The sequence below is a fragment of the Paenibacillus sp. Dod16 genome, assembly GCF_049893405.1.
In the GTDB taxonomy this organism is placed as follows: domain Bacteria; phylum Bacillota; class Bacilli; order Paenibacillales; family Paenibacillaceae; genus Paenibacillus_AQ.
Map to the genome: position 1 here is coordinate 17,095 of NZ_JBNDYG010000049.1, position 20,342 is coordinate 37,436.

General features: G+C 41.0%; 15 protein-coding genes and 2 pseudogenes. 5 read left to right on the forward strand and 12 right to left on the reverse strand.

Annotated elements, in window-relative coordinates; translation table 11 throughout:
• Nucleotides 1-161 precede the first annotated feature (161 nt).
• The 7 genes from ACPV3A_RS30005 to ACPV3A_RS30035 all read right to left on the reverse strand — a co-directional run bounded on the left by ACPV3A_RS30005 (nt 162) and on the right by ACPV3A_RS30035 (nt 6,473).
• On the reverse strand, nt 162-350 hold the full coding sequence (locus ACPV3A_RS30005) for a hypothetical protein (RefSeq protein WP_375103654.1): 189 nt from the start codon (nt 348-350) through the stop codon (nt 162-164).
• Between the two features lie 124 nt (nt 351-474).
• Entirely contained in the window at nt 475-1,230 is a 756-nt protein-coding gene (gene kduD, locus ACPV3A_RS30010) for a 2-dehydro-3-deoxy-D-gluconate 5-dehydrogenase KduD (protein WP_375103655.1), read from the reverse strand.
• A gap of 41 nt (nt 1,231-1,271) precedes the next feature.
• Nucleotides 1,272-2,273, reverse strand: a complete 1,002-nt coding sequence (locus tag ACPV3A_RS30015) for a zinc-dependent alcohol dehydrogenase (RefSeq protein ID WP_375103656.1) — start codon at nt 2,271-2,273, stop codon at nt 1,272-1,274.
• Between the two features lie 25 nt (nt 2,274-2,298).
• Nucleotides 2,299-3,261 (reverse strand): C-terminal binding protein, encoded by a 963-nt coding sequence (locus ACPV3A_RS30020; RefSeq protein ID WP_375103657.1) that lies wholly within the window; start codon nt 3,259-3,261, stop codon nt 2,299-2,301.
• A 155-nt stretch (nt 3,262-3,416) separates the two neighbouring features.
• A complete protein-coding gene (locus ACPV3A_RS30025; protein WP_375103658.1) occupies nt 3,417-4,511 on the reverse strand; it encodes a mandelate racemase/muconate lactonizing enzyme family protein in 1,095 nt (364 codons plus the stop codon).
• A 142-nt stretch (nt 4,512-4,653) separates the two neighbouring features.
• Entirely contained in the window at nt 4,654-6,090 is a 1,437-nt protein-coding gene (aldA, locus tag ACPV3A_RS30030) for an aldehyde dehydrogenase (RefSeq protein WP_426203318.1), read from the reverse strand.
• 287 nt (nt 6,091-6,377) lie between these two features.
• Nucleotides 6,378-6,473 (reverse strand): IS3 family transposase, encoded by a 96-nt coding sequence (locus ACPV3A_RS30035; RefSeq protein WP_375103660.1) that lies wholly within the window; start codon nt 6,471-6,473, stop codon nt 6,378-6,380.
• A 1,216-nt stretch (nt 6,474-7,689) separates the two neighbouring features.
• Here ACPV3A_RS30035 and ACPV3A_RS30040 point away from each other — a divergent pair.
• A complete protein-coding gene (locus ACPV3A_RS30040; protein ID WP_375103661.1) occupies nt 7,690-8,385 on the forward strand; it encodes a GntR family transcriptional regulator in 696 nt (231 codons plus the stop codon).
• A gap of 243 nt (nt 8,386-8,628) precedes the next feature.
• On the opposite strand, the pseudogene ACPV3A_RS30045 reads toward ACPV3A_RS30040, so the two are convergent.
• Together ACPV3A_RS30045 and ACPV3A_RS30050 are read right to left on the reverse strand one after the other, a co-directional pair.
• Nucleotides 8,629-9,850, reverse strand: a pseudogene (locus ACPV3A_RS30045) (IS256 family transposase).
• Nucleotides 9,851-9,965: 115 nt separating this feature from the next.
• Nucleotides 9,966-12,326: a beta-mannosidase gene (locus tag ACPV3A_RS30050; protein WP_375103662.1), complete on the reverse strand. Its 2,361-nt coding sequence runs from the start codon at nt 12,324-12,326 to the stop codon at nt 9,966-9,968.
• Nucleotides 12,327-12,692: 366 nt separating this feature from the next.
• On the opposite strand from ACPV3A_RS30050, the pseudogene ACPV3A_RS30055 reads away from it, so the two are divergent.
• The 4 genes and pseudogenes from ACPV3A_RS30055 to ACPV3A_RS30070 all read left to right on the forward strand — a co-directional run bounded on the left by ACPV3A_RS30055 (nt 12,693) and on the right by ACPV3A_RS30070 (nt 16,153).
• Nucleotides 12,693-13,885, forward strand: a pseudogene (locus tag ACPV3A_RS30055) (transposase).
• A 658-nt stretch (nt 13,886-14,543) separates the two neighbouring features.
• Entirely contained in the window at nt 14,544-14,756 is a 213-nt protein-coding gene (locus ACPV3A_RS30060) for a transposase (protein ID WP_375103665.1), read from the forward strand.
• A 42-nt stretch (nt 14,757-14,798) separates the two neighbouring features.
• On the forward strand, nt 14,799-15,002 hold the full coding sequence (locus ACPV3A_RS30065) for a hypothetical protein (protein WP_375103666.1): 204 nt from the start codon (nt 14,799-14,801) through the stop codon (nt 15,000-15,002).
• 365 nt (nt 15,003-15,367) lie between these two features.
• Nucleotides 15,368-16,153 (forward strand): IclR family transcriptional regulator, encoded by a 786-nt coding sequence (locus tag ACPV3A_RS30070; RefSeq protein ID WP_375103667.1) that lies wholly within the window; start codon nt 15,368-15,370, stop codon nt 16,151-16,153.
• A gap of 960 nt (nt 16,154-17,113) precedes the next feature.
• Here ACPV3A_RS30070 and ACPV3A_RS30075 read toward each other — a convergent pair.
• The 3 genes from ACPV3A_RS30075 to ACPV3A_RS30085 form a co-directional block, all read right to left on the reverse strand.
• Complete coding sequence (locus ACPV3A_RS30075) at nt 17,114-17,959, reverse strand: class II fructose-bisphosphate aldolase (protein ID WP_375103668.1); 846 nt, start codon at nt 17,957-17,959, stop codon at nt 17,114-17,116.
• A gap of 26 nt (nt 17,960-17,985) precedes the next feature.
• The gene (locus tag ACPV3A_RS30080; protein WP_375103669.1) at nt 17,986-18,213 is read right to left on the reverse strand and encodes a DUF4432 family protein; all 228 of its coding nucleotides are present in this window, start codon (nt 18,211-18,213) and stop codon (nt 17,986-17,988) included.
• A 713-nt stretch (nt 18,214-18,926) separates the two neighbouring features.
• Nucleotides 18,927-20,339, reverse strand: a complete 1,413-nt coding sequence (locus ACPV3A_RS30085; protein ID WP_375103670.1) for an L-fucose/L-arabinose isomerase family protein — start codon at nt 20,337-20,339, stop codon at nt 18,927-18,929.
• Nucleotides 20,340-20,342: the final 3 nt, after the last annotated feature.

Below are 20,342 nucleotides of genomic sequence, written 5' to 3' on the forward strand. Positions count from 1 at the left end.
CCGTTCTTTATACAACCACCAATCAAACTTACGCTGGGCCTTTGGATAATCTCCTCTTGGAATGACGGCCGCTACTTGTTGCTCTTGAATGAAAGTCAGAATGATGTTCATATCGTAGCCCCGTTCGGTCAAAGCATCCACAATCCCATAATTTTTGGTCGTTATTCCATCCTTAAAGCGTCCAAAAGTCTAATATTGCAGCGCCTTTTTGCCCCCACGCCGTTCTGAAGGACACGAACGATGATGGGATCAATCATAATATTTTCTTGATCAGGGGAAATAAACACATATTTAATTACCTTTTCCCAAACACCAGCCATTTGCCATCTTGAAAAACGGGTGAATTCCATCAAGTCGCACCCTAGCGGGGTAACCAAGGTTTGGAATTTAACCTAATTCAATTGTATTGATCTTCACTTAATTCGTATCGCCTCTCCATAGACGAAGCGCTAATAGTTTCAAATACTAAATAAGCTATCTTCCCATCCAGCCGCCATCTACAACGATTATTTCACCATTTACATAGTCTGAAGCATTTGAAGAAAGGAAAATTGCGGCTCCTACTAGATCTTCTGGTTTCCCCCATCTTCCTGCTGGAATTCTTTGTGCAATTTGTTCACTCCGAATCTTATCAGCCATTATAACTGTATTCATTTCAGTTTCCATGTATCCTGGAGCAATGCCATTAACATTCACACCTAATCTTGCCCATTCATTTGAAAGTGATTTTGTGAATTGCATAACTGCACCTTTACTTGCAGCATAAGCCGGAACTGTAAAACCGCCTTGGAATGAAAGAAGTGATGCAATATTTACAATCTTTCCTTTTCCTTGCTCAATCATTTTTATTCCTACTGCTTGACATAGGAAAAATACTGCCTTTGTATTAACATTTAATACAAAATCCCAGTCTTCTTTAGGAAAATCTACGCTAGGATGACGTTTTTGTACTCCTGCATTATTAATTAATATATCAATACTTCCAAATTCCTCATTTATAGATTCAACAACTTCTTCAAATTTAGAAACATCTGACAAATCCATTGAGATCATTTTATATTTTCTTCCTAAACCCTTTATTTTTTCTTCTAATTCAGGATTTTCATTTCTTGCAATAACTACTATATTAGCGCCAGCTTCAGCTAAACCTAAAGACATAGCCTCTCCCAAACCACGATTACCGCCAGTAATAATAGCTGTTTTATTCCCTAAACTAAACATCTCCAACATTCGCTTTTCCTCCACTCGAATTATATATAATCTTTTTTATATTAAAATTTAAACATTACTTTTACAGCATCTCCGCCACTAAGTAAAACATCAAACCCTTCTTGGGCTTTCTCAACAGGTAATATATGAGTAATTATTTTTCCAAAATCAAAAGATTCTCCTAATAATTGAATGGCAATATCAAAATCTTCTGGCTCGTAAACTCTAACTCCCATAACTTTAACCTCTTTAAACATCATACCCAACAAATCAAGTGCGGCAGGTTTTTTGTATGCTCCCACAATTATAACTGTCCCGTGAACTTTTACTAATCCAACTAATTGTTCTGCAACTATAGGGTGTCCTGCACAGTCGAACACAAAATCTACTCCATTTGTATTTGTAAATTCAGAAACAGCAACTTCTAAATTGGTTTTAGAAGGATCTATTACAGTAAATCCTAATTCTTCGGCTATCTTTCTTCTAAAAGGATTTGTTTCAACAATAAATATGTTTGCTTCATATAATAATTTTAATGAACTTGCTACAGACAAACCGATAGTACCTGCGCCAAAAATTAAAGCGCTGTTGCCAATTGAAATTCCTGAGCGTTTAACGGCATGAACACCTACAGCTAACGGTTCTGTAATTGCTCCTAATTCTAAGGATACAGTCTCTGGAAGAACATGTATTTTATCAATCGAGACTTTCACATAATCAGCCATTGAACCATCTGTATCAATGCCTATTAATTTTAATGATTTACATACATGACTGTTTCCTGTTAAACACGGAGTGCATTTACCACAAAATAGTAAGGGCCTAACAGTAACCGGTGTACCTTTTGGTAGCGAAGGATAATCTTCTGCTATTAACCCAGAAAGCTCATGACCAAAAATCAACGGTGCAGTAGCTCTAGGATGTGCTCCAACATAAATATTTAAATCTGTACCACATATACCTGAATATGCTACTTTAATTAATACTTCACCATCAGAACAAACAGGAATTGGTTTATCTTCTACGTCAATTTTATCAGGTCCATTGTAAACAATACTTTTCATAGTTTATTATCTCCTTTTTATTCTTTTAATTAATTTTGTTAACTAGATAAGCAGGTTTCTCGCCTTTTAATGCGCTAACAACTTGCTCAGCAACTTTTCTCTTTAATTCATTAAATGCTTGTTCAGAATACCAAGCCATATGTGGAGTACAAATAAAAGATTCATGTTTAAATAGTGGGTTATTAACATCTGCCTCTTCTCTCACCAATACGTCAAGTGCAGCTCCTGCAATCCACTTGTTAGTTAATGCCTTCTCTAATGCTTGTTCATTAACAATTCCACCACGAGCAGTATTAACAATATATGCTGAAGACTTCATTGCTATAAATTCAGTTTCAGAAATTAAATTTTCAGTATTTTGTTGTAATGGACAATGTATAGAAATAACATCTGATGTTTTTATTAAAGAATCAAACTCAACAACTTCAATGAAATCAGGAGGATTTAGTCTTTTATGATTGGGATCAAATCCAATAACTTTAAGGCCTAGTCCATGAGCTTTTTTGGCAAACGCATTCCCTATTCTTCCTAGTCCTATAACACCTACAACTTGGTCTTGCAATCTGAAAATAGGTTTAGATATTTCATATTTCCACACACCATTTTTAACAATATTTGACATTATATTAACTTTTCTAGTAAGCGCCATCATTAATGCTATTGCTTGATCAGAAACTTCGTTCAATCCATAATCAGGTACGTTACAAACCTGAATGTTAAATTCTGTAGCTGCATCCAAATCTATACTATCCACACCCACTCCATATCTAACAATGATTTTACATTTCGAAAGTTGACTTAACACTTTTCTAGTAAATTTTCCATATTGAGTAATTAAAGCGTCGGCTTCACGACAATTTTCTATAATATCATTTTCTGTTTTACAATCTAATAATTTAAAATTATTGGTTACATTATTAATGATTTTTTCTTCAATTTCTACTGAGTCATGATCGCAATCTGTAATCATTACAACGTAATTTTTCATTTCTCGTCTGCTCCTTTTATAAATTTAATTAATTATGCACTGTAAAGTCCTTTTTATTCCCAAGCTTTTTTGTCTAAAAGAGCTTAGATTAATGTAAAATGCTCAATTATAAAATGGGAAGTGGATTTCACCGCCTCCCATCTCTATTTTTTTAATCATTTCATATGTTTTTTTAATTTTTCCCAGTCAAAGTTTATGCCCACACCTGTGGCTTTGGATGGTTCGATATATCCATTAACGATTTTTAAAGGTTCTATAGTAAAATCACATATTGGGAAACTATGATATTCTAAGAATCCAGCATTGGAAAGTGCGCCTAATACATTCACATGTAATTCTTGCATTCCGTGTGAACTTACTTTGAGACTTCTTTCTTTTGCCATTTCACCTACTTTTAAAAAACCTGTTATTCCACAAACATTAGAACAATCAGGTATTGGATACTTAATACGAGCTATGTCTAAAGCCAATTTATGCTCATAAATAGAGTGTAAATTTTCCCCCATTGCTATTGGAATAGTAGTTGCTTGCCCTATTCTTGCATATCCTTCATAATCATCAGGATTTGTTGGTTCTTCTAACCACGCTATATTAAATTCTTCTATTCTCTTCGCCATTCTTATTGCTTGAGGTACTGTCCATATCATATTAGCATCTACCATGAACATAGCATCTTTACCAATCAAGTTACGAACAGCCTTTACTCTTTCTATATCTTCATCTTCGTTTTCTTTCCCTAATTTTATTTTTATGGCTGTATGTCCTTTTTCTAGTTGCTTTTCAATATTTTTCAATAATTCTTTTTCTGTTAACATTAAATCTATACCGCCATAATAAGTACGGACTTTTTCGTTTCTAGTACCATATAAATCAGAAATTGCCATGTTTTCAGTTTTTAATTTTATATCCCAAAATGCAATATCTAATGCCGAAATTGCAAAAGCTGCAATTCCTCCTCTTGCAACATAGTGAATACTTTGATTCATGTAAATATTCATTTCATCAGGAGTAGTAAATTCTCTGCCGATTAGTCTTGGAACTAAGTCATTAACTAGCAACTTAGTTATTGCAGTTCCTCCTATTCCACCTGTATAAGTGTATCCTGTACCTTTTCTTCCATCTTCCATAAAGATAGTTGCTGTAATTAATTCAAAACTATCATGTTTACCATGAAGTGCATCAACTAAATTTCCTTCTAATGGAATATTGAAATATTTAACTCCCACGTTTTTAATTGCATTCCTTGACATACCACTCCACCTTTTTTCATGCCTCCGCGCTAAACAAGGTAGGTATATATAGCGATTTGATATGAATAGATACGCATGCAAATCGCTATACATGAGATATAAATTTAACCACGTAGCTTAACGAAGAGTCTCTATTAATCTTTTAGTAATTATAATTCATATAAATAGTTTTCTTTTGTAGATATCCTTCTAAACCATATTTACCATCTTCACCACCAAGACCACTCTTTTTGTATCCATTATGGAATCCATTTATTAACTCTCCGTTTTCACGATTCACATATACTTCACCAAACTCCAGTTCATTTACTGCTCTCATTATGTTTTTAGCATTGTTTGTAAATAAGTAAGCTGATAAGCCATACTCACAATCATTCGCTAATTCAATTGCTTCATCAAAGCTTGACACCTTCATCATCGGTACAATAGGTCCAAATGTTTCAACTTGCATTAATACATTCTTATTATCTGATACTTCAACCACTACCGGGTAGAACCAATTTCCGTTTTCAGAAGGCTTTCCCTCATCTGGAGTCATGTCTAATAATATTTTACCGCCTTGTTGTATGGATTCTTCTTTCATTTGTATCAACTTAGATACTTCTGATTTGTTCACTTTTGGGCCCATAGTTGTTTTCGGATCCATTGGATCTCCAACAACTATCCCTTGTACATGCGCTATGAATTTATTCTTAAAATCTTCATAAACTTTTTCATGAATGTACATACGTTCGTTACATGTGCATATTTGACCACAATTGCTAAATCTTGCTATTGCTGCGCATTTTGCAGCTTTATCAATATCAGCATCTTCCATTACTATAAATGGTGCTTTTCCACCAAGTTCTAAATGCACATCAATAACGTTATCCGATGCAGCTTTAAACACTTCTATACCAGCATTTGTACTTCCAGTTAAGGTAACTAATTGAGTAATTTCACTTCTTACTAATGCATCGCCTACAACTCTGCCTGAACCAGTGATGAAATTAAGAACCCCTTTTGGCAAAGAACTTTTTTCAACTAATTCTGCAAACTTCATAACTGTAAGTGGAGTTTCTGAGGGTGGTTTAATAACCATACTATTTCCGCAAACCAATGCATTTCCAATTTTCCTTGTTGATAACGCTAAAGGAAAATTCCAAGCAACTATCCCAACTACAACTCCATAAGGTACTCTTTGAATCCAGATTTGTTCATCTTTTTTCTCAGAGGTAATAATTTCTCCTTCTATTCTTCTTGCCGATTCAGCTGCATATTTCAGAAACCCCGATGCCCCCTGAATTTCACCTCGTGCTTCAGTTATAGGTTTACCATGTTCTGATGTTAATAATTGAGCTAATTCTTCAGCATTATCGTCTATAATTTTCGCTAATTCCAAAACATATTCAGCTCTTGTTTGTGCTGGTAGTAGTGCCCATGACTTTTGCGCTTTACGCGCAGCTTCTAAGGCAGCAGTAGCATCCTCTTTACTACCCTTAGGAACAGTACCTACTACTGCGTTATTATAAGGATTTATTACTTCTATTTTTTCTTGTGATGCTGTATCTACTAATTTTCCGTCAATAAATAATTTCATTGATAACATAATTCTCGTAATGGAATACTAATCCATTACTCCTCCTCTCATTCAACCTTTATGTTTTTTATTTTTTCAATAATAACAATTTTATTGTATACTTTCATTACTGAAAAATCAACACTTTATGTTTATTTTTCTATTCTCTTCATAAACTATTTCTTTATGCATTCTGCATGAATCCGTCCTATGAACATGATAGACAAAAAAGGTTTTTAGGCATACAAAACTCCAGTGCAAAAAATCTAATCTGGTCATACCCCTGTCAAGTAGACAAGTAAAAAAGGCTAAGCAGCCAACGCGTGCTGGTATTCAACCGGTACGCCTTGTTTTAGTTTGGCCTGTAAGCGCTGGTAGTTGTAGAAGTAAATGTACTCCTCCACCGCTTGATGAATATCTCCTTATGACTTACACTGGTTAAGGTACAACTCCTCCGTTTTGAGATGTGAAAAGAAGGATTCGAAGCAGACATTATCCAAGCAGGTAACTTTGCAAAAGTGACTGCCCTTGTCGCTGAATTCTTCGAGTCGTGTGTTGTACGCCTGAGACGTATACTGGAAGTTCTAACTGAATGGAGCACGGCCCTGGATACGTCTCTTTTTCGTGTCCATTGTTCAAGCCTATTTACGACGAGTTTTACGTTGTTTCGTTCGGAGATCTGCCAGGCCACAATCCCATTGTTAAACAGTTCCTGAGTGGCAGACAGGTAATAAAAGCGCGTACCGTCTGAGATATACGTAACACCAGTTTCTGCTGTGACCCTGGTGCATGTAACTAATGCTGCAACCGATTCGGCTACACCATAGAAAGAGTATAGCTGGGGTATTTTCGCTTTTTCCGGTTCACCGAAGAAATCGCCAGTTCTTTCACAAGTCGCTATACCTTCTAATGATTGACGAGATACCCGCCTCCCGTAAAGCTGTTTCATTCGGGGGTCCCCGAAGTAGGGATGATCCATGTGAATGGCTAACATCTACTCTTTGATTTCGTGATCTCGTAAATGAGCGTCTTTTCGTAGTGACCCACTCACTCGCCACTTGTAGTACTGGCTCTAGGGATTCCGGCAATGGATAACAGACGTGTCACGCGGTGCTGGTGGCGTAGTCCCTCGATTATTCGGTAGTTGTCCTGTGGACTGGGGCAACCTCCCGGACCAGATTGGGATAACGCTTTTTTAGATAATCCACCTGAGCTTTCAGGTAATCTTGTTCCTCTTCGACACTGGCGAACTTCGTGCGTGGACGTCCTTTAAGGGGACTGCTGCTTCCCTTACGAGTGTCGTAGGCCTGGCCGGCCTTGTACTTCTTCACCCATTCCTGTGGAGACTAATTCCTGTCGAACGAACCCGACAAAGGGTTTTGACGGCAACAATGACAAGAAACCATCTGCTGTTGGTTAAGGAATTAATCACTTCCTTCTTGTCGTCTTGTCTTTCTTGAATTAAGTGTTCTCCACGACGAGGACTACGCAAGTTCTGGCAGTTGTGTACAAACACATACTTTGAATCTTTAAAATAGTGGTGTTCTAATATACTTGTTAATTTACTCATTTTTATGTATGCTAAAAATGATATTTATTAAAAAATAGAAAGGAATAATTATGCCTAGAGTAAGAGGGAATACTGTAGATATTGCAGTACAAAAAATATTGCGTAAAATTGAGAATTATGAATTAGTAACGGGAGATATTGTATCAGATTTAGAGTTGTCTAAAGAATTTGAAATGAGCAGAACTCCATTGAGAGAAGCAATTATGATTTTATTAGATAATGGCATACTTGAAAGAACTAAAACAAAAGTTGTTGTAAGAGCTATTACTTTAAAAGATATCAATGAAATTTTAGAAGTTCGTGAGGCAATTGAACTAAAGAGTATTGAAATTATAGTTAATAATAAAGGTTTAACAAAAGCTCAATTAAAAGAATTAAATCAAATCCAAGAAAAATTATGCGAAAATACAAATAACGGAGATTTCGATACATTTTTTGAAGCGGATTCTAGGTTTCATGAAAAAATCGCAGAATATTCTGGTAATGAGCGGTTTTTAGATATTTGTAAACGAATTTATCTTCAGAGCCAACGACTACGTTGGATAACTATGCTTACTCCTTCACGTTATACAGAAACATGTGAAGAACATCAATTAATTATAGATACATTGACTAAGTTAGATTTGAATGCTGCTATAAATGCAATTAAATCACATTTATTGAACAGCAAAATTAATTATGAAGACATCATAAATAATAAACAATGGAATAAGATTGCTCAGCAGATGAAGAATATGCGTCTGTAACTTAAAGTACGAGATAATTAAAGAAATAATATGTGACATATTTTTTTGGTCATAACCTGACTAGTTGGCGTCCAAAGCCTCTAAGAGTGAACCCTCCTAATAATCTCAAACAGGGAAAGGGATAAACATACGAAAGTGCATGTTCATCCCTACATTTATGCAACCTCCTCATTTTCCACGGGTCTGTCAATAATTTTGTGTAAACTCTTTAAAGCACAGATTCCCCCGAGGGGGAAAACAATTCTATCGTAGATGGTGACCCACCCGAGCTGGGAAAAAGACCGAAAGCTGGAGCAGCATTTGTCCCCAATTTTGGACACAGCCTGTCCATTTGCGAGTGACGTCGACGGTGGCTAGATAGAGCATTTTAAGCAAGGTCTCGTCAGTGGGGAAAATACTTTTTCCCTTTGTCACTTTACGCAGCTGGCGGTGGTAACTCTCAATCATATTCGTCGTGTAGATAAGTTTACGGATCTCAGGCGGGTACTTAAAAAAGGTAGCGAGTTCCTCCCAATTATTCCGCTAGGAACGGATAATAAGTGGATACTTGGCTCCCCACATCTCTTCAAAACGGTCGAGTTCAAGCAAGACACCTTCTTCCGTAGCTGCCTTGTAAATGGGCTTTAAATCGGCGGTAACCTTCTTAATATCTTTGTAGGAAACGTAGCGTATAGAGCTACGAATTTGGTGAATAATACACTTCTGAATTTCGGTTTGCGGATAGCAGGGCGCAATCGCTTGAGAGAACCCAGAGAGCTTATCCACGCAGATGATGAGAATGTCTTGAACCCCGCGATTTCTCAACTCATTCAGCACACTCAGCCAGAACTTGGAGGACTCGTTCTCACCAATCCACATGCCCAGCGCATCCTTGTTTCCGTCCAGATCGATGCCAATGACCATGTAGGCAGCCTTGTTGATAAATGGCCCCGTCTTGCTTGACTTTAAAGTGGATCGCATCTAGATAGACTACTGCATAGACGCCTTGCAGAGGGCGATTTTGCCATTCTTTAAAGAGAGGAACGATCTTGTTCGTAACATTAGAAATGAGCGTAGGTGAGACGTCAATTCCGTACATTTGGTGAAGATGATCCTGGATTTCTCTTGTGCTGACGCCTTTGGCATACAGAGCTACGATTTGCTCTTCGATGCCCGTTACATTCGATTGATGCTTCTTGACGACCAGAGGCTCAAACTCCCCAAGACGGTCCCGTGGAATACCAATTTTCTGCTCTCCGTACTCGCTGACCACCGTTTTTCGGCTCTTTCCATTACGACTGTTTGGAGTCAGTTTTGTCTTTACTTCATGCTTGCCATAGCCCAAATGGGTATCCATTTCTGCTTCTAGCATCTCCTGAATCGTTTCGGCAAACAGATCCTTTAAGGCATTCTGAGCATCTTGTGCAGAGACTAAATTATTCTCCTTGATAAACTCCCGCAATTGCTGTTTTGTCCAAAGTCCCATGTGTTCTCCCCGGCTAATGCTCATTTTAACGCAAAAATGAGGTTAACCAGACTTAGCTGGCTAAACTCATAATACGAATATATTTTACAGACACTTTACCATCCGTTAACCGAAATTATTCCAGCTCCCAGAGATCCGTATTATAGCGATAGTAGCTGCTGCCAAATTCATTCCGCTTCTTCTCGCTTTCGTCTAGGTGCTTATTGCATATACGCTTCGCCTCAGCCAGATCACCAATGAGCAATTTATACTCGTTTCTAGCCAGAAAACTATCGCCTTGCTTCAATATTAGTGAGACCGTAAACTCTCCTACGACATTTTCATCAACCTTCCATGCAATATCGCTTAATTTTGAAGAGCTATTCGGAGCAACCTGTGTGGCTACCTTTCCACTCTGAACAACTTCGCCTTTATGACTTTGAAGCGTCCACTCCAGCACCGTGTTCTCAAACGCTTCATGGAAGTCGTTGACGATCCACAATTCTCCTTGGAACATCTCCTCAGGTTTCCATCTTCTCTTCGGGAAAGCCAAGCTTGGTAGAATCGGCTGATAGCTTGTCTTGACAAAGTCGAAGCTCAGCTTCTTCAATCCGTAGTAATCAACAAGCCCCCACTTGATATCCGGCCAATTAGTTATGAAATGACAGAGTGACACGCCGCTCATACGCGGCTTCCGTCTACGGTACATTTCCAGTGCGAATTGCAGAATCGTACCATGTGCAATCTGTGTCGATTTTACGAATTGCTCCAGCGAATCCATTCGCTTATCCCCAAACACCTCAATATTCAGTCCTTGGAGAATATGAATATCCGCCCAGTGATAGCCCCAGCTTGGTCCCATGGGCCATAGTTCGCTCTCCGGAATAAATTTCTTAAGGCTTTCGATTGAAGGCGCTGAGGCAGCTGTTAATTCAGGAATAATCGAGCAATCGAGCGATGGGTAATACTCCTCCATGAAGCTTCGACCGCCACCGTAATAATGCTCATTGGCATGTTGGGACTCCTTGGGCTTAAAGCCCATACTTTGACCGAACTCATTGCTAAGCGGGGATGCTAATCCGTAAGGCACCGAGGTATACCCTTCAATCGCTACTCCGATCGCTTCCATTAGCCCCTTATTGCCGCTCTCTACATGTGCGTCCGTAAAGAATACTTCTTCTCCACCCATCCAATAAATATTCGATGGATGATTGCGGCGAAGTTTCACGATTTCAACACACTCTCGCGACGCAGATTCTACAAATACAGGATCGTCGGAAAAGGCTTGGGTAGAGAATGTGAAGTTCGTCCATACCGTAATCCCAAGCTCATCGCATAGGCGATAGAAGGTAGGAATTTCTGGCGGATGCCAGCCGAAGATTCGCAAATTGTTAATGTTGCAATCCTTCACAAGCGTCAGCAGATGCTCATACTTCTTCGTGCTGTTCCTTCCATATAAGAAAGATGGCTGTCCCCCCCAGCATGCAGAGCGCAGGAACTGGCGTTTGCTATTGATAACAAATGTCCATGGATATTCGGATTCCTCCGGCGTGAAGCCCGGATTCTGCTCCATATGAACCGTCCGGATACCGATTCTGTCCTCCACACGATCGAGCTCCATACCATTCTTCAGGACTGTAATTTCAATATTGTATAGATGAGGCGTCCCCATGTCCCACGGCCACCACAGCTTAGCATCCGCAATCTCTACACTAACCTTCGCGTTACTCGTGCCGGATTCAATAATAGTCTCCAATGTACGATTGATTGTCTCCGAGGTGAAGTTGTGACCGTTCATTGCAATTTGAAGCTGAACAGTCTGATTCTCAGGAGTCATATTGTGAAGCTCTATCTGCACATGTACAGTTGCGCCTGAATCCTTTAGGTCCGATTCGATACGATGATTGAGAACGCGCACAGCCTCTGTTGCAACTAGACGAACCGGTCGCCATATACCAAAAGGTACTAATCCAGTGAAATAATCGCCGGAGAAGTTCACCTTCTTGCCACCGACTTTGCGGAAGTTTTTCGGAGGAGGATCGAGCTTAATCGTAAGCTGATTCGAACCGCCAGCCCACTTGTCAAAATTCAAATACTCACTAACTTCGAAGGAGAACGGCGAGAACATACCTTCATGACTGCCTAACAGATTTCCATTCAGCCAAATAGTACAGCTATAGTCGACGCCTTCAAAGTCTAAATGAACCTTCTTGCCCTTCATCTCTTCTGAAACGTTGAACCTCCGAATGTACCACCATTCGTATTCCTGCACCCATTTCGCCTTATGCATATTTCTTCCGAAATAAGGATCCTCTAATTCGCCCGCCCTCTGAAGGTCGGTGTACACATCCCCTGGAACAGATGCGTAATTCCAACTGAAAATAACGCCTTGACGCTCTGCTGGAAGGAGATGAAACCCCTCGCGTTCCCCTTCGCCTACTCTCATTTTCTCCATCTGCCAGAGCTTTCCGCTTAAATCCTTTACAACTCTCGACATTCTATAACCTCCAGTACTATGAATTTATAATAATAGAAGAACAAGAGTCATTTTCAAGATTTCAGAACGATGTTCCATTTTTTTGAGTATACAATTGGAGGGGTTATACGTCAACGTATTCTCTATTAATCTTCCTAACACAGCTCTCAGATTGAATTGGAAGTCAAGTTGTTTCTCATTCTGCTGATACTTGTTCATCAGCTTAGGGACTACATGAGTTTGAGCGATCGTTCATTCCCGTTTTGTATTTGAGCATTTTGCATCCTGGTTGCACAAGGGGGTTCTGAGCATAAAAAAGGACTTCACCCCAACTTGGAGAAGTTTTTTGGTGACTAAACCAAAACACTCAAGAGGAGGAAGCCCCTTTTGTATATTCTCCAAGAAAGTCTATTTTCCTTTGAAGAGCTTCAAAAAATCGAATCCGAAGAACGACTGCCCATCTTTTTCAGTGCATTGGACTTACGACCTTACGCCAAAGAATTGAGAAATCTTTCGCCCCGATGATCGGAGGGACACTGTCGACAAGGTATTCTTCGCGCGTTACTTGCGGCTCCCTTGGAGAACATCGATACGTTCACCGGTCTTGCACGCAGACTGGAGCTTGACCTTCGTTTTCGTTATCAATGTGGACTTCGGCTGGACATCTCTGCTCCTTCCATTTCGACGTTAAGCCGAGTTTTTGCCGAACTGACTCATAAAAGCTTGCCCGGCAGTTATTTGAGGACCTTGTGGTCCAAGTGCCAAGAAGCTTGGAATCATCGACGGAACTCATGTAGCTATTGATAGCGCAGCTATTCACGCTTACGAGAAAAAGGGACCCAAGCGAAAAAGTGAACTCACTGGCAACGCCAACTGGGGTCAAAGTTTGATACCTTTGGCAACAAAGTCAAATGGTTTGGTTACAAGTTACATCTGGTCGTAGATACCAAAAGTGAACTTCTAATGGCGCTCAAGGTGACGCCTGCCCATGTGAACGATGGAGACAAAGGGCCTGCGCTCATGATGCTTACCAATGCAAGATCTAAAGCAAAATTCTTCATGCTGGATACGGGCTATGACCAAATAAAAACTACGAGTCGGCCCGGAACGTCAAGGCCCAAGCTATCATTCTACTGAATCTGCGGAATGAAAAGGAAGCGCCAGCAGGAATTACCCGCAAAGGCACGCCCTGTTGTTCCATGGGATTTCCCATGACGTATTGGAGACAGGAAAAGGTACATTTAAAATTCCGTTGTCCACATGCGACAGGTCAAGTGGATTGTCCTTTGGGCACGGCTGCTTGTTCGTCCTCCAATTATGGAATGGTGGTTAAAATCAACAGTCAAACGGATCTCCGGCGTTATGCTCTGCCACATCGGGAAAGCCGAGGCTGGAAGGAACTTTTCAATAAACGAACCAGTGTGGAACGATGCAATTCTCGAATTAAGACCTAATTAACCGCAGACCAACTCCATGTATTGGAGATTCAAAAAGTCACTACCCACCAATATTTAAAGGCGATTGTGTTACTTGCCTCTGCTCTGGCCATCGCGAGGCAACGAGTACAGAACGCCGCTTAAAAATTTCAGATTCATTGAAATTCTGTCCGCCTGCCCATTTGCAACCCAAAACTCAAAAAATGGAGCTTTGGATGTTGGCCTGACTATGATTTTGTATCGAAAATTGAATTATGCAAAATGCCCAATTATATTCATTCATACTGTGAAGAAGCTTATCTTTTGTGAAATCGAGACAAATCTCTCCTGCAGAAGTTTCATTTAAGATAGGACTGGTCACTAAACAACTTCCATAAATATTCGCTACAGTTCTTACCACGAAGATTTCATATGACAATATTCGATAATGGCACGCGAACGAGGCAACTTCCCCTCTACCCACATAATATTGAACCTTCAAATTTATCTCATACTAATGGTTCACAATACAGGCTGGCATCTTATCCTAGCCGAAAGAGCCTCATATTTTACTTTATGCTCAATCATTTGGCAGATCGCTCTTCTGCAGATGCCTACAGTATAAATCTTACCAATACCCTCACTGCCGTTCTCCAGTACAATAGTGACGGCTATCAATCCCGGTGCCAATGAAGTCCATACTTCTTATGCCCCTTTTGCTCCGCCAAAGTCACAAGGTAACTGTCGGTATTGGTCCTGTATGCAAACCATAAACCTTAAAAATGCGTAAGAGTAGGTATAATGAGACGATACGAAATACGTGATGACCAACGGAAACAGATCAAAGGCCCGCTGCCCCCCCGGTACAAAAACCACAAGGAGGGTGTCTCCCCGAAAAACCAACGTATTAAATAAACGCAATGCTTTGGGTCTTACGAACAGGGGACCATGGCGGAATTTACCGGAATACTATAGTTCCTGGCCTACATTTTACAGCCGTTTTCGCCGCTGGCAAATCACCGGCATTTGGGATTGAATACAAGAACATGTCTCAATTGAACCCAACTTTGAAATTAGTATGATTAATGCGACGATCATCTATGTCCATCAGCATGGAGCGGGTGCAAACGATAAGCCTTCATCAGGCGTAGGGCGATCCCAAGGCGGGATCAACGACCAAATTCAAGCGGATGTCGATGTCTTGGGCAATCCTCTGCGCTTTGTGCTGCTCGGCGGTCTGTGCCACAACTCTGTAGCGGCTACGAGATGCTTAGCCAAATGAATTAATGAAAATGCATGTGTTGGCCGATCGTGCTTACGAAACTAACCGAATCCTTTAACTCCTAAAGGTACAATCTGCCGTGCTGGTGATTTCTGCTAGAAAACTGCTGAAGGCAACGGGAAAGGGATAAAGAAATATATATCGAACGCCATCTCATTAGTTGTTATTTCAATAAAGTGAAGCATAATCACCGATTGGGAACCCGCTATGATAAGTTGAAATTTACATTTAAGGCACTTTTAATGCTCGCTTCGATTTTGGTGTGGCTCGCTTAGGTTTTACATACACGTCCTAATGAGTTTGACTGATATCAAATCATTAGTTAATATGACGAAATAGAGATATAATGAAAGAAGGGGCTTCCTTTGAGCATTGAAAAGAATAAAACGAACTCTACGTTAGAACGTGCACTATTCCTACTTGAGCATCTCTCATTAATAAAGGGGGGAGTCGGAATCGGCGAATTGTCGAAAACAACTCACCTCGCTAAAAGTACGACACATCGCATATTAGAAACACTGCAGAAAGCGGGATTTGTTATGCAGGAGCCTTCTACAGAGAAATATTTCGTGGGACTAAAAGCCATCGAAGTCGGTATCGCAGGACTTCATAACATTGATCTGGTGGAAGCTGCAATACCCCATCTGCAAGAACTCGCTGCTCAAACGGGCCAAACCTCATTCCTCGCTGTATATTCTGAAGGCGAGATCATCTATATCTATAAGGTAGATGGAAGCGCCTCAGTTATTATGAAAGCCATTCTTGGCTCAAGGAACCCCGTTCATTGTACAGGTCTCGGGAAAGCCATAATGGCTTACTTTTCAAATGAAACTGTCGATAAGATCGTCAGCGAGAAGGGGTTGCAGCAATACACTGCAACTACGATTACGGATCATCAGCAGTTCCTGCAGGAACTCAACGAAATCAGACAGACTGGCATTGCTGTCAATCGTGAGGAATACGACGATGGTTTGAGCTCCATTGCTGGACCTGTGTTTAATTATACGGGTAAAGTGATTGCAGCCATCAGCGTGGCGGGGCCAACCGCTCGAATACTCGAAAAGCAGGATGAACTGAAAGCACTCGTCAAGGAGAACTCCTCTCTAATTTCCAAACGGCTAGGCTTTGTTCCTTCCATGCATTCCATCTAAATCTCTTAATTTCCAGAATCGACACACTAGATTATTGACAGCGTCCTTGTTACTTCCACTCATAAAAGAGGATCTATTGTAGAGATCCCGGCCAACCTTTTTTTGCATAATAATATTAAAAATCCCTAATTGAATGTAAAAACAAGGTCGCCTTTACATGGACATTATGACCTAGCCCCTGCGGACTGCGTTCCGCATCCTCTTTCCGATATGGCTCAGCAGCCTCTAGCGACGGATTCATGATGACAGCCCAGGGCTAGATCTCGAAATTAATGCCGTCATGAACATATTGATTCGTATTCTTCACCGATCCGTCTGTCAACATAAGTTTAGCTAATGGATTTGATTATCAGAAAGCGATTGAAAAGTACGGTGTCTTATCAGCAATTTACGCATGGGTTCGGAAATATCAAGCTGGCAGTGAGGAACCTCATCAGGGCAATTATGATCGCAAAAAGCCTATATAAGAACTTGAGGAGCATGAACATCTTAAGCTACGGCTTAAAGAGCTGGAAGCGTGAAATGAATTAGTCACCTAATGAATACTGACGAGCATCAAAACGAAAACACCTCAGCTCTGGTAATGCGAGCTGAGGTGTCAAACTAACTATTTTTGTTTTTACACTATCCACTTAACAGGGAGGACTTCAGGGTCACTCCGGTCGTCTGAATCTTTATTTCACTGTTATTAAGTTAAAACCTCTCTCTGAGCAAGTTCCTGAACTTCGCTCAGAACCTGCCAGGGTCAGGGATAGGTGTCTTCGTCCAAGAGCATCTACTGAACGCACAAATTCGCTTTTGGAAAACAAGCGGATGTCCGGTAAATTCCCGAGCAGGTCGATACGCGTATCCTTTTTATTTTCGTACAATTTTCAATAATAAGTTCGAGAGAGTATCTCCATTAGAATTACTCATGTGATATACAATAAAAATCAAAAAAGAACAACACCACCCCATTTTTTAGATCTTGCAGAACACCTTCATGGCTTTACCGATATCAGCCTTCATCCCATTTATGGCAGAAATTGTAATATCATGATAAAAATCAACTTTTTGTTTTTTCAACAGCTCTTCTACGCTTTGCACACCGGATCTGGCCATATAAGAGTAATAATTAATCTTCCGGATTCCCTTGCCAATCGCCTTGGTGTAGTCCTCCGGACTTACCCCCGAACCGCCGTGCATAACCAAAGGAATTCTTACCAAATCTCTAATTTTTTCGATACGCTCAAAATCCAACTTTGGTTTCGTCTTATAGAACCCATGTGCGGTACCGAAAGATGCGGCCAGAGCATCAATCCCAGTTTCCTTGACGAAGCAGTCCGCCAAATTGGGATCGGTGTACAAATCTTCCATTGACGCACCCATATCGCTCCCCCCCGCTTCACGACCGCCTATAATCCCGATTTCCGCTTCCACGCTTGCTTGATATACCTTTGCCAGTCGAACGGCTTCAACGGTATTTCGAACGTTTTCTTCATAAGAAAGAAGAGAACCGTCATACATAACGGATGTAAAGCCCAGCTTCAATGCCTTTTCCACATAGTCCAGATCTTCCCCATGATCCAAGTGAACGCATACGGGGACCGTCGCCATCTTGGCAAAATGTAGCATGATCGGTCCGATTTTCTCGATGGGCATAAAAGCTTCATGTACTTGGGCATGGCTGATGATCACCGGCACATTCAACTTCTCCGCCATTTCAATAACAGCCATGATACACTCTAGATTAGGGGTGTTAACGGCTCCGACGGCGTAATCTTGTTCCTCTGCCAATATTAATATATCTTTCAATGAGACCAACATGTACTTGCCTCCTTCAAGGTATCCCACTATTGAATGCCATCGATCATACCAGTCTTCATGTGATATGTGACAGATTCTCCTGGGCTGATAAACTTCAGGGTATTCTCTCTTCGCATCGCTTCCCTGCCATCCGGATGACAGTTTCGGGGCTCGAATCCCAGAACGTAATCCTTCACCCCAAACATTTTCGACTGAACAAAATAATTTAATGTCCTTATACCGACTAAGCCTTTCTGGGAGCGTTTTTTATTCAAAATTAAATTTATGGTAACAACATCGCTATTCGTAATGGACCTTGATCTCCTAAATCGGGTTCTAGGTCTATATGCCCTGTTGGGGTGATCGTTCCTTGGGGTAATGCCTATGGATTAAATAAATATATACATTTCCTCGCTCAGCAAGAATAACATATGTTCATGTATTACAGAATTATTAAGAGAGAGACCCAATCACCGCTTTTTTCAGTACGGTCCTCAATTAAGACTCTGTTCACCAGTTTCGAGCACGCGATCTTCCTGCATAGCCTGAGCTTCTTCGCAATGAATCCCTTCTGATTCACGGTCTCATGGATGATGATCTCTCCTTCCTATGCCACACAGTAGATCTGCTCCGCAGGCCTATTGCTTAAGGTTCTCTATGCAAGGGCAATGCCGCTTCTTCATCTTCACAAGGAGATCCGACAGTTAATCCACAGATCTTCAGAATCCCGCTGTGAAGGATTTAACAAAACCTGCTCTTTTATTGTCATAATAAGAGGGCGTCACGTAACCGCTAGGTGAGAAATAGGCATAGTTATCCGCTTAAAAAACAACTAAGAAATATCAGCCTCTTGTCAACGATAGGAAAATGGAGGCCTAGCTTTCGTACTTCAGACACATTCCGTCACCTTGCCTCTCAACAGCCGATATTCCTTTTCTCCGCTTATTTGGGATTGGTATCCGATGTAGGCACGGTTACAGCCACATCCTTATCGCTCCAATTCTAGAATTTCATAGCCCAAATAATACTTGAAAGCTTCATACAGGACCGATTTATAATGTCCTACCCCAACCGCTGTATGATGCCTAAAGCCGCCACGACCCATAGTCAGCAGTTTATTCTGCAAATCTGGAATCTGCGCGACCCCGGCACAGCCAAAGAATCTGTCTTCAATAATATCGTTAGTGAACTCTCCTTCATCCACATAGAAGGTAAGCATTCCATCCTCCGTAATACAGTTGGAATACGTCATTGGGAAGGATCTAATTCGTCCCTCGTTGCTCCCCCAACCGCAGCCCGGAGCTGTTTTCGCGACCATTTTATGATCCGTTACCGTGCCTTTTCCCTTCATTAAGCTCTGGGCTACGGGGCCGCAGTGGAACAAGATCGCTTTATCCGAATCATCCCCGTAGTTATTGTTCCAGTCGAGGCACGCAGCCGGCTCTTCCGCCGCAAGCTGCAAGGAATACATGTTAATGGCGGTACAAATATCGATTTCACAAGAAGCCACAATACCTCTTTCATTCAGTTCACTTAGGATCACACAAGGTGTGACACCCAAGATGCTTTGCAACTCGGTCCAACAACGAATCGAAAGGGCTTGTAGATGATATTCGGCAATGTAGTCGTCCAAAACAACACTAATTTTTGCGATTATCGTGAGCTTGTCATCGGGAACGTTGCTGCAGTCCGAATAATTGAGTAGAATCAACCGCTTTGCCACAACCTCCGGCCGCTCATCCTTCATACACTGGACACGATGGATCAGCTCCGACAGGTCGAAGGTTTCCACCGTAATCCCATACTTCTGTAAGGTGATCTCGTCAAATCGGACAGTCTTAAACTCGGTGGTCCGAGCTCCAAAGCAGCCGATCGTAAACTTCCTCATTCCGTTAACGACTCTGCAGACCGCTGCAAAATCCCGAACATTCTGCGCGAAGGCTTCCGTGGACGGATGGACGACATGCGGCTTCAACGCAGTAAAGGGTACCCGGTATTGACGGAAGACATCCAAAATGCTGAACTTGCCGCAATAGGCGTCTCTCCGTTGATCAAACCCCATCTTGCCTATTTCGTCCGGATAGGCTTGGATCAGGATCGGCTTCCCGCATTCCTCCAAGGCCAAAACGGCCCCGTTCTCATTGCTAAAGTTAGGCATAGAGAGAATCACACCATCATACTGCCCCTCGTGTTCTTTCAGCCACTGGGCATAGATTCTTCCTTCTTCCCTCGTTTCAACGGATCCGTACCGGGTTGCTTTCTCATCCATTATGATGAATTCGTATCCGGCGTCAGTCACTGCCTTGGACACTTCCGTTCTTGCTTCCAAAGCCAGCGATTCCGGCATAAAGCCTCGGTTTCCGAAAAATAGTGCAAATTTAGTCTTCTTTTTGGTTATCATAAA

Coding starts and splice junctions, on each gene's coding strand:
- ACPV3A_RS30005 (WP_375103654.1), bottom strand. CDS start 350: ATGGAATTCACCCGTTTTTCAAGATGGCAAATGGCTGGTGTTTGGGAA.
- kduD (WP_375103655.1), bottom strand. CDS start 1,230: ATGTTGGAGATGTTTAGTTTAGGGAATAAAACAGCTATTATTACTGGC.
- ACPV3A_RS30015 (WP_375103656.1), bottom strand. CDS start 2,273: ATGAAAAGTATTGTTTACAATGGACCTGATAAAATTGACGTAGAAGAT.
- ACPV3A_RS30020 (WP_375103657.1), bottom strand. CDS start 3,261: ATGAAAAATTACGTTGTAATGATTACAGATTGCGATCATGACTCAGTA.
- ACPV3A_RS30025 (WP_375103658.1), bottom strand. CDS start 4,511: ATGTCAAGGAATGCAATTAAAAACGTGGGAGTTAAATATTTCAATATT.
- aldA (WP_426203318.1), bottom strand. CDS start 6,090: ATGAAATTATTTATTGACGGAAAATTAGTAGATACAGCATCACAAGAA.
- ACPV3A_RS30040 (WP_375103661.1), top strand. CDS start 7,690: ATGCCTAGAGTAAGAGGGAATACTGTAGATATTGCAGTACAAAAAATA.
- ACPV3A_RS30050 (WP_375103662.1), bottom strand. CDS start 12,326: ATGTCGAGAGTTGTAAAGGATTTAAGCGGAAAGCTCTGGCAGATGGAG.
- ACPV3A_RS30060 (WP_375103665.1), top strand. CDS start 14,544: ATGACCAACGGAAACAGATCAAAGGCCCGCTGCCCCCCCGGTACAAAA.
- ACPV3A_RS30065 (WP_375103666.1), top strand. CDS start 14,799: ATGATTAATGCGACGATCATCTATGTCCATCAGCATGGAGCGGGTGCA.
- ACPV3A_RS30075 (WP_375103668.1), bottom strand. CDS start 17,959: ATGTTGGTCTCATTGAAAGATATATTAATATTGGCAGAGGAACAAGAT.
- ACPV3A_RS30085 (WP_375103670.1), bottom strand. CDS start 20,339: ATGATAACCAAAAAGAAGACTAAATTTGCACTATTTTTCGGAAACCGA.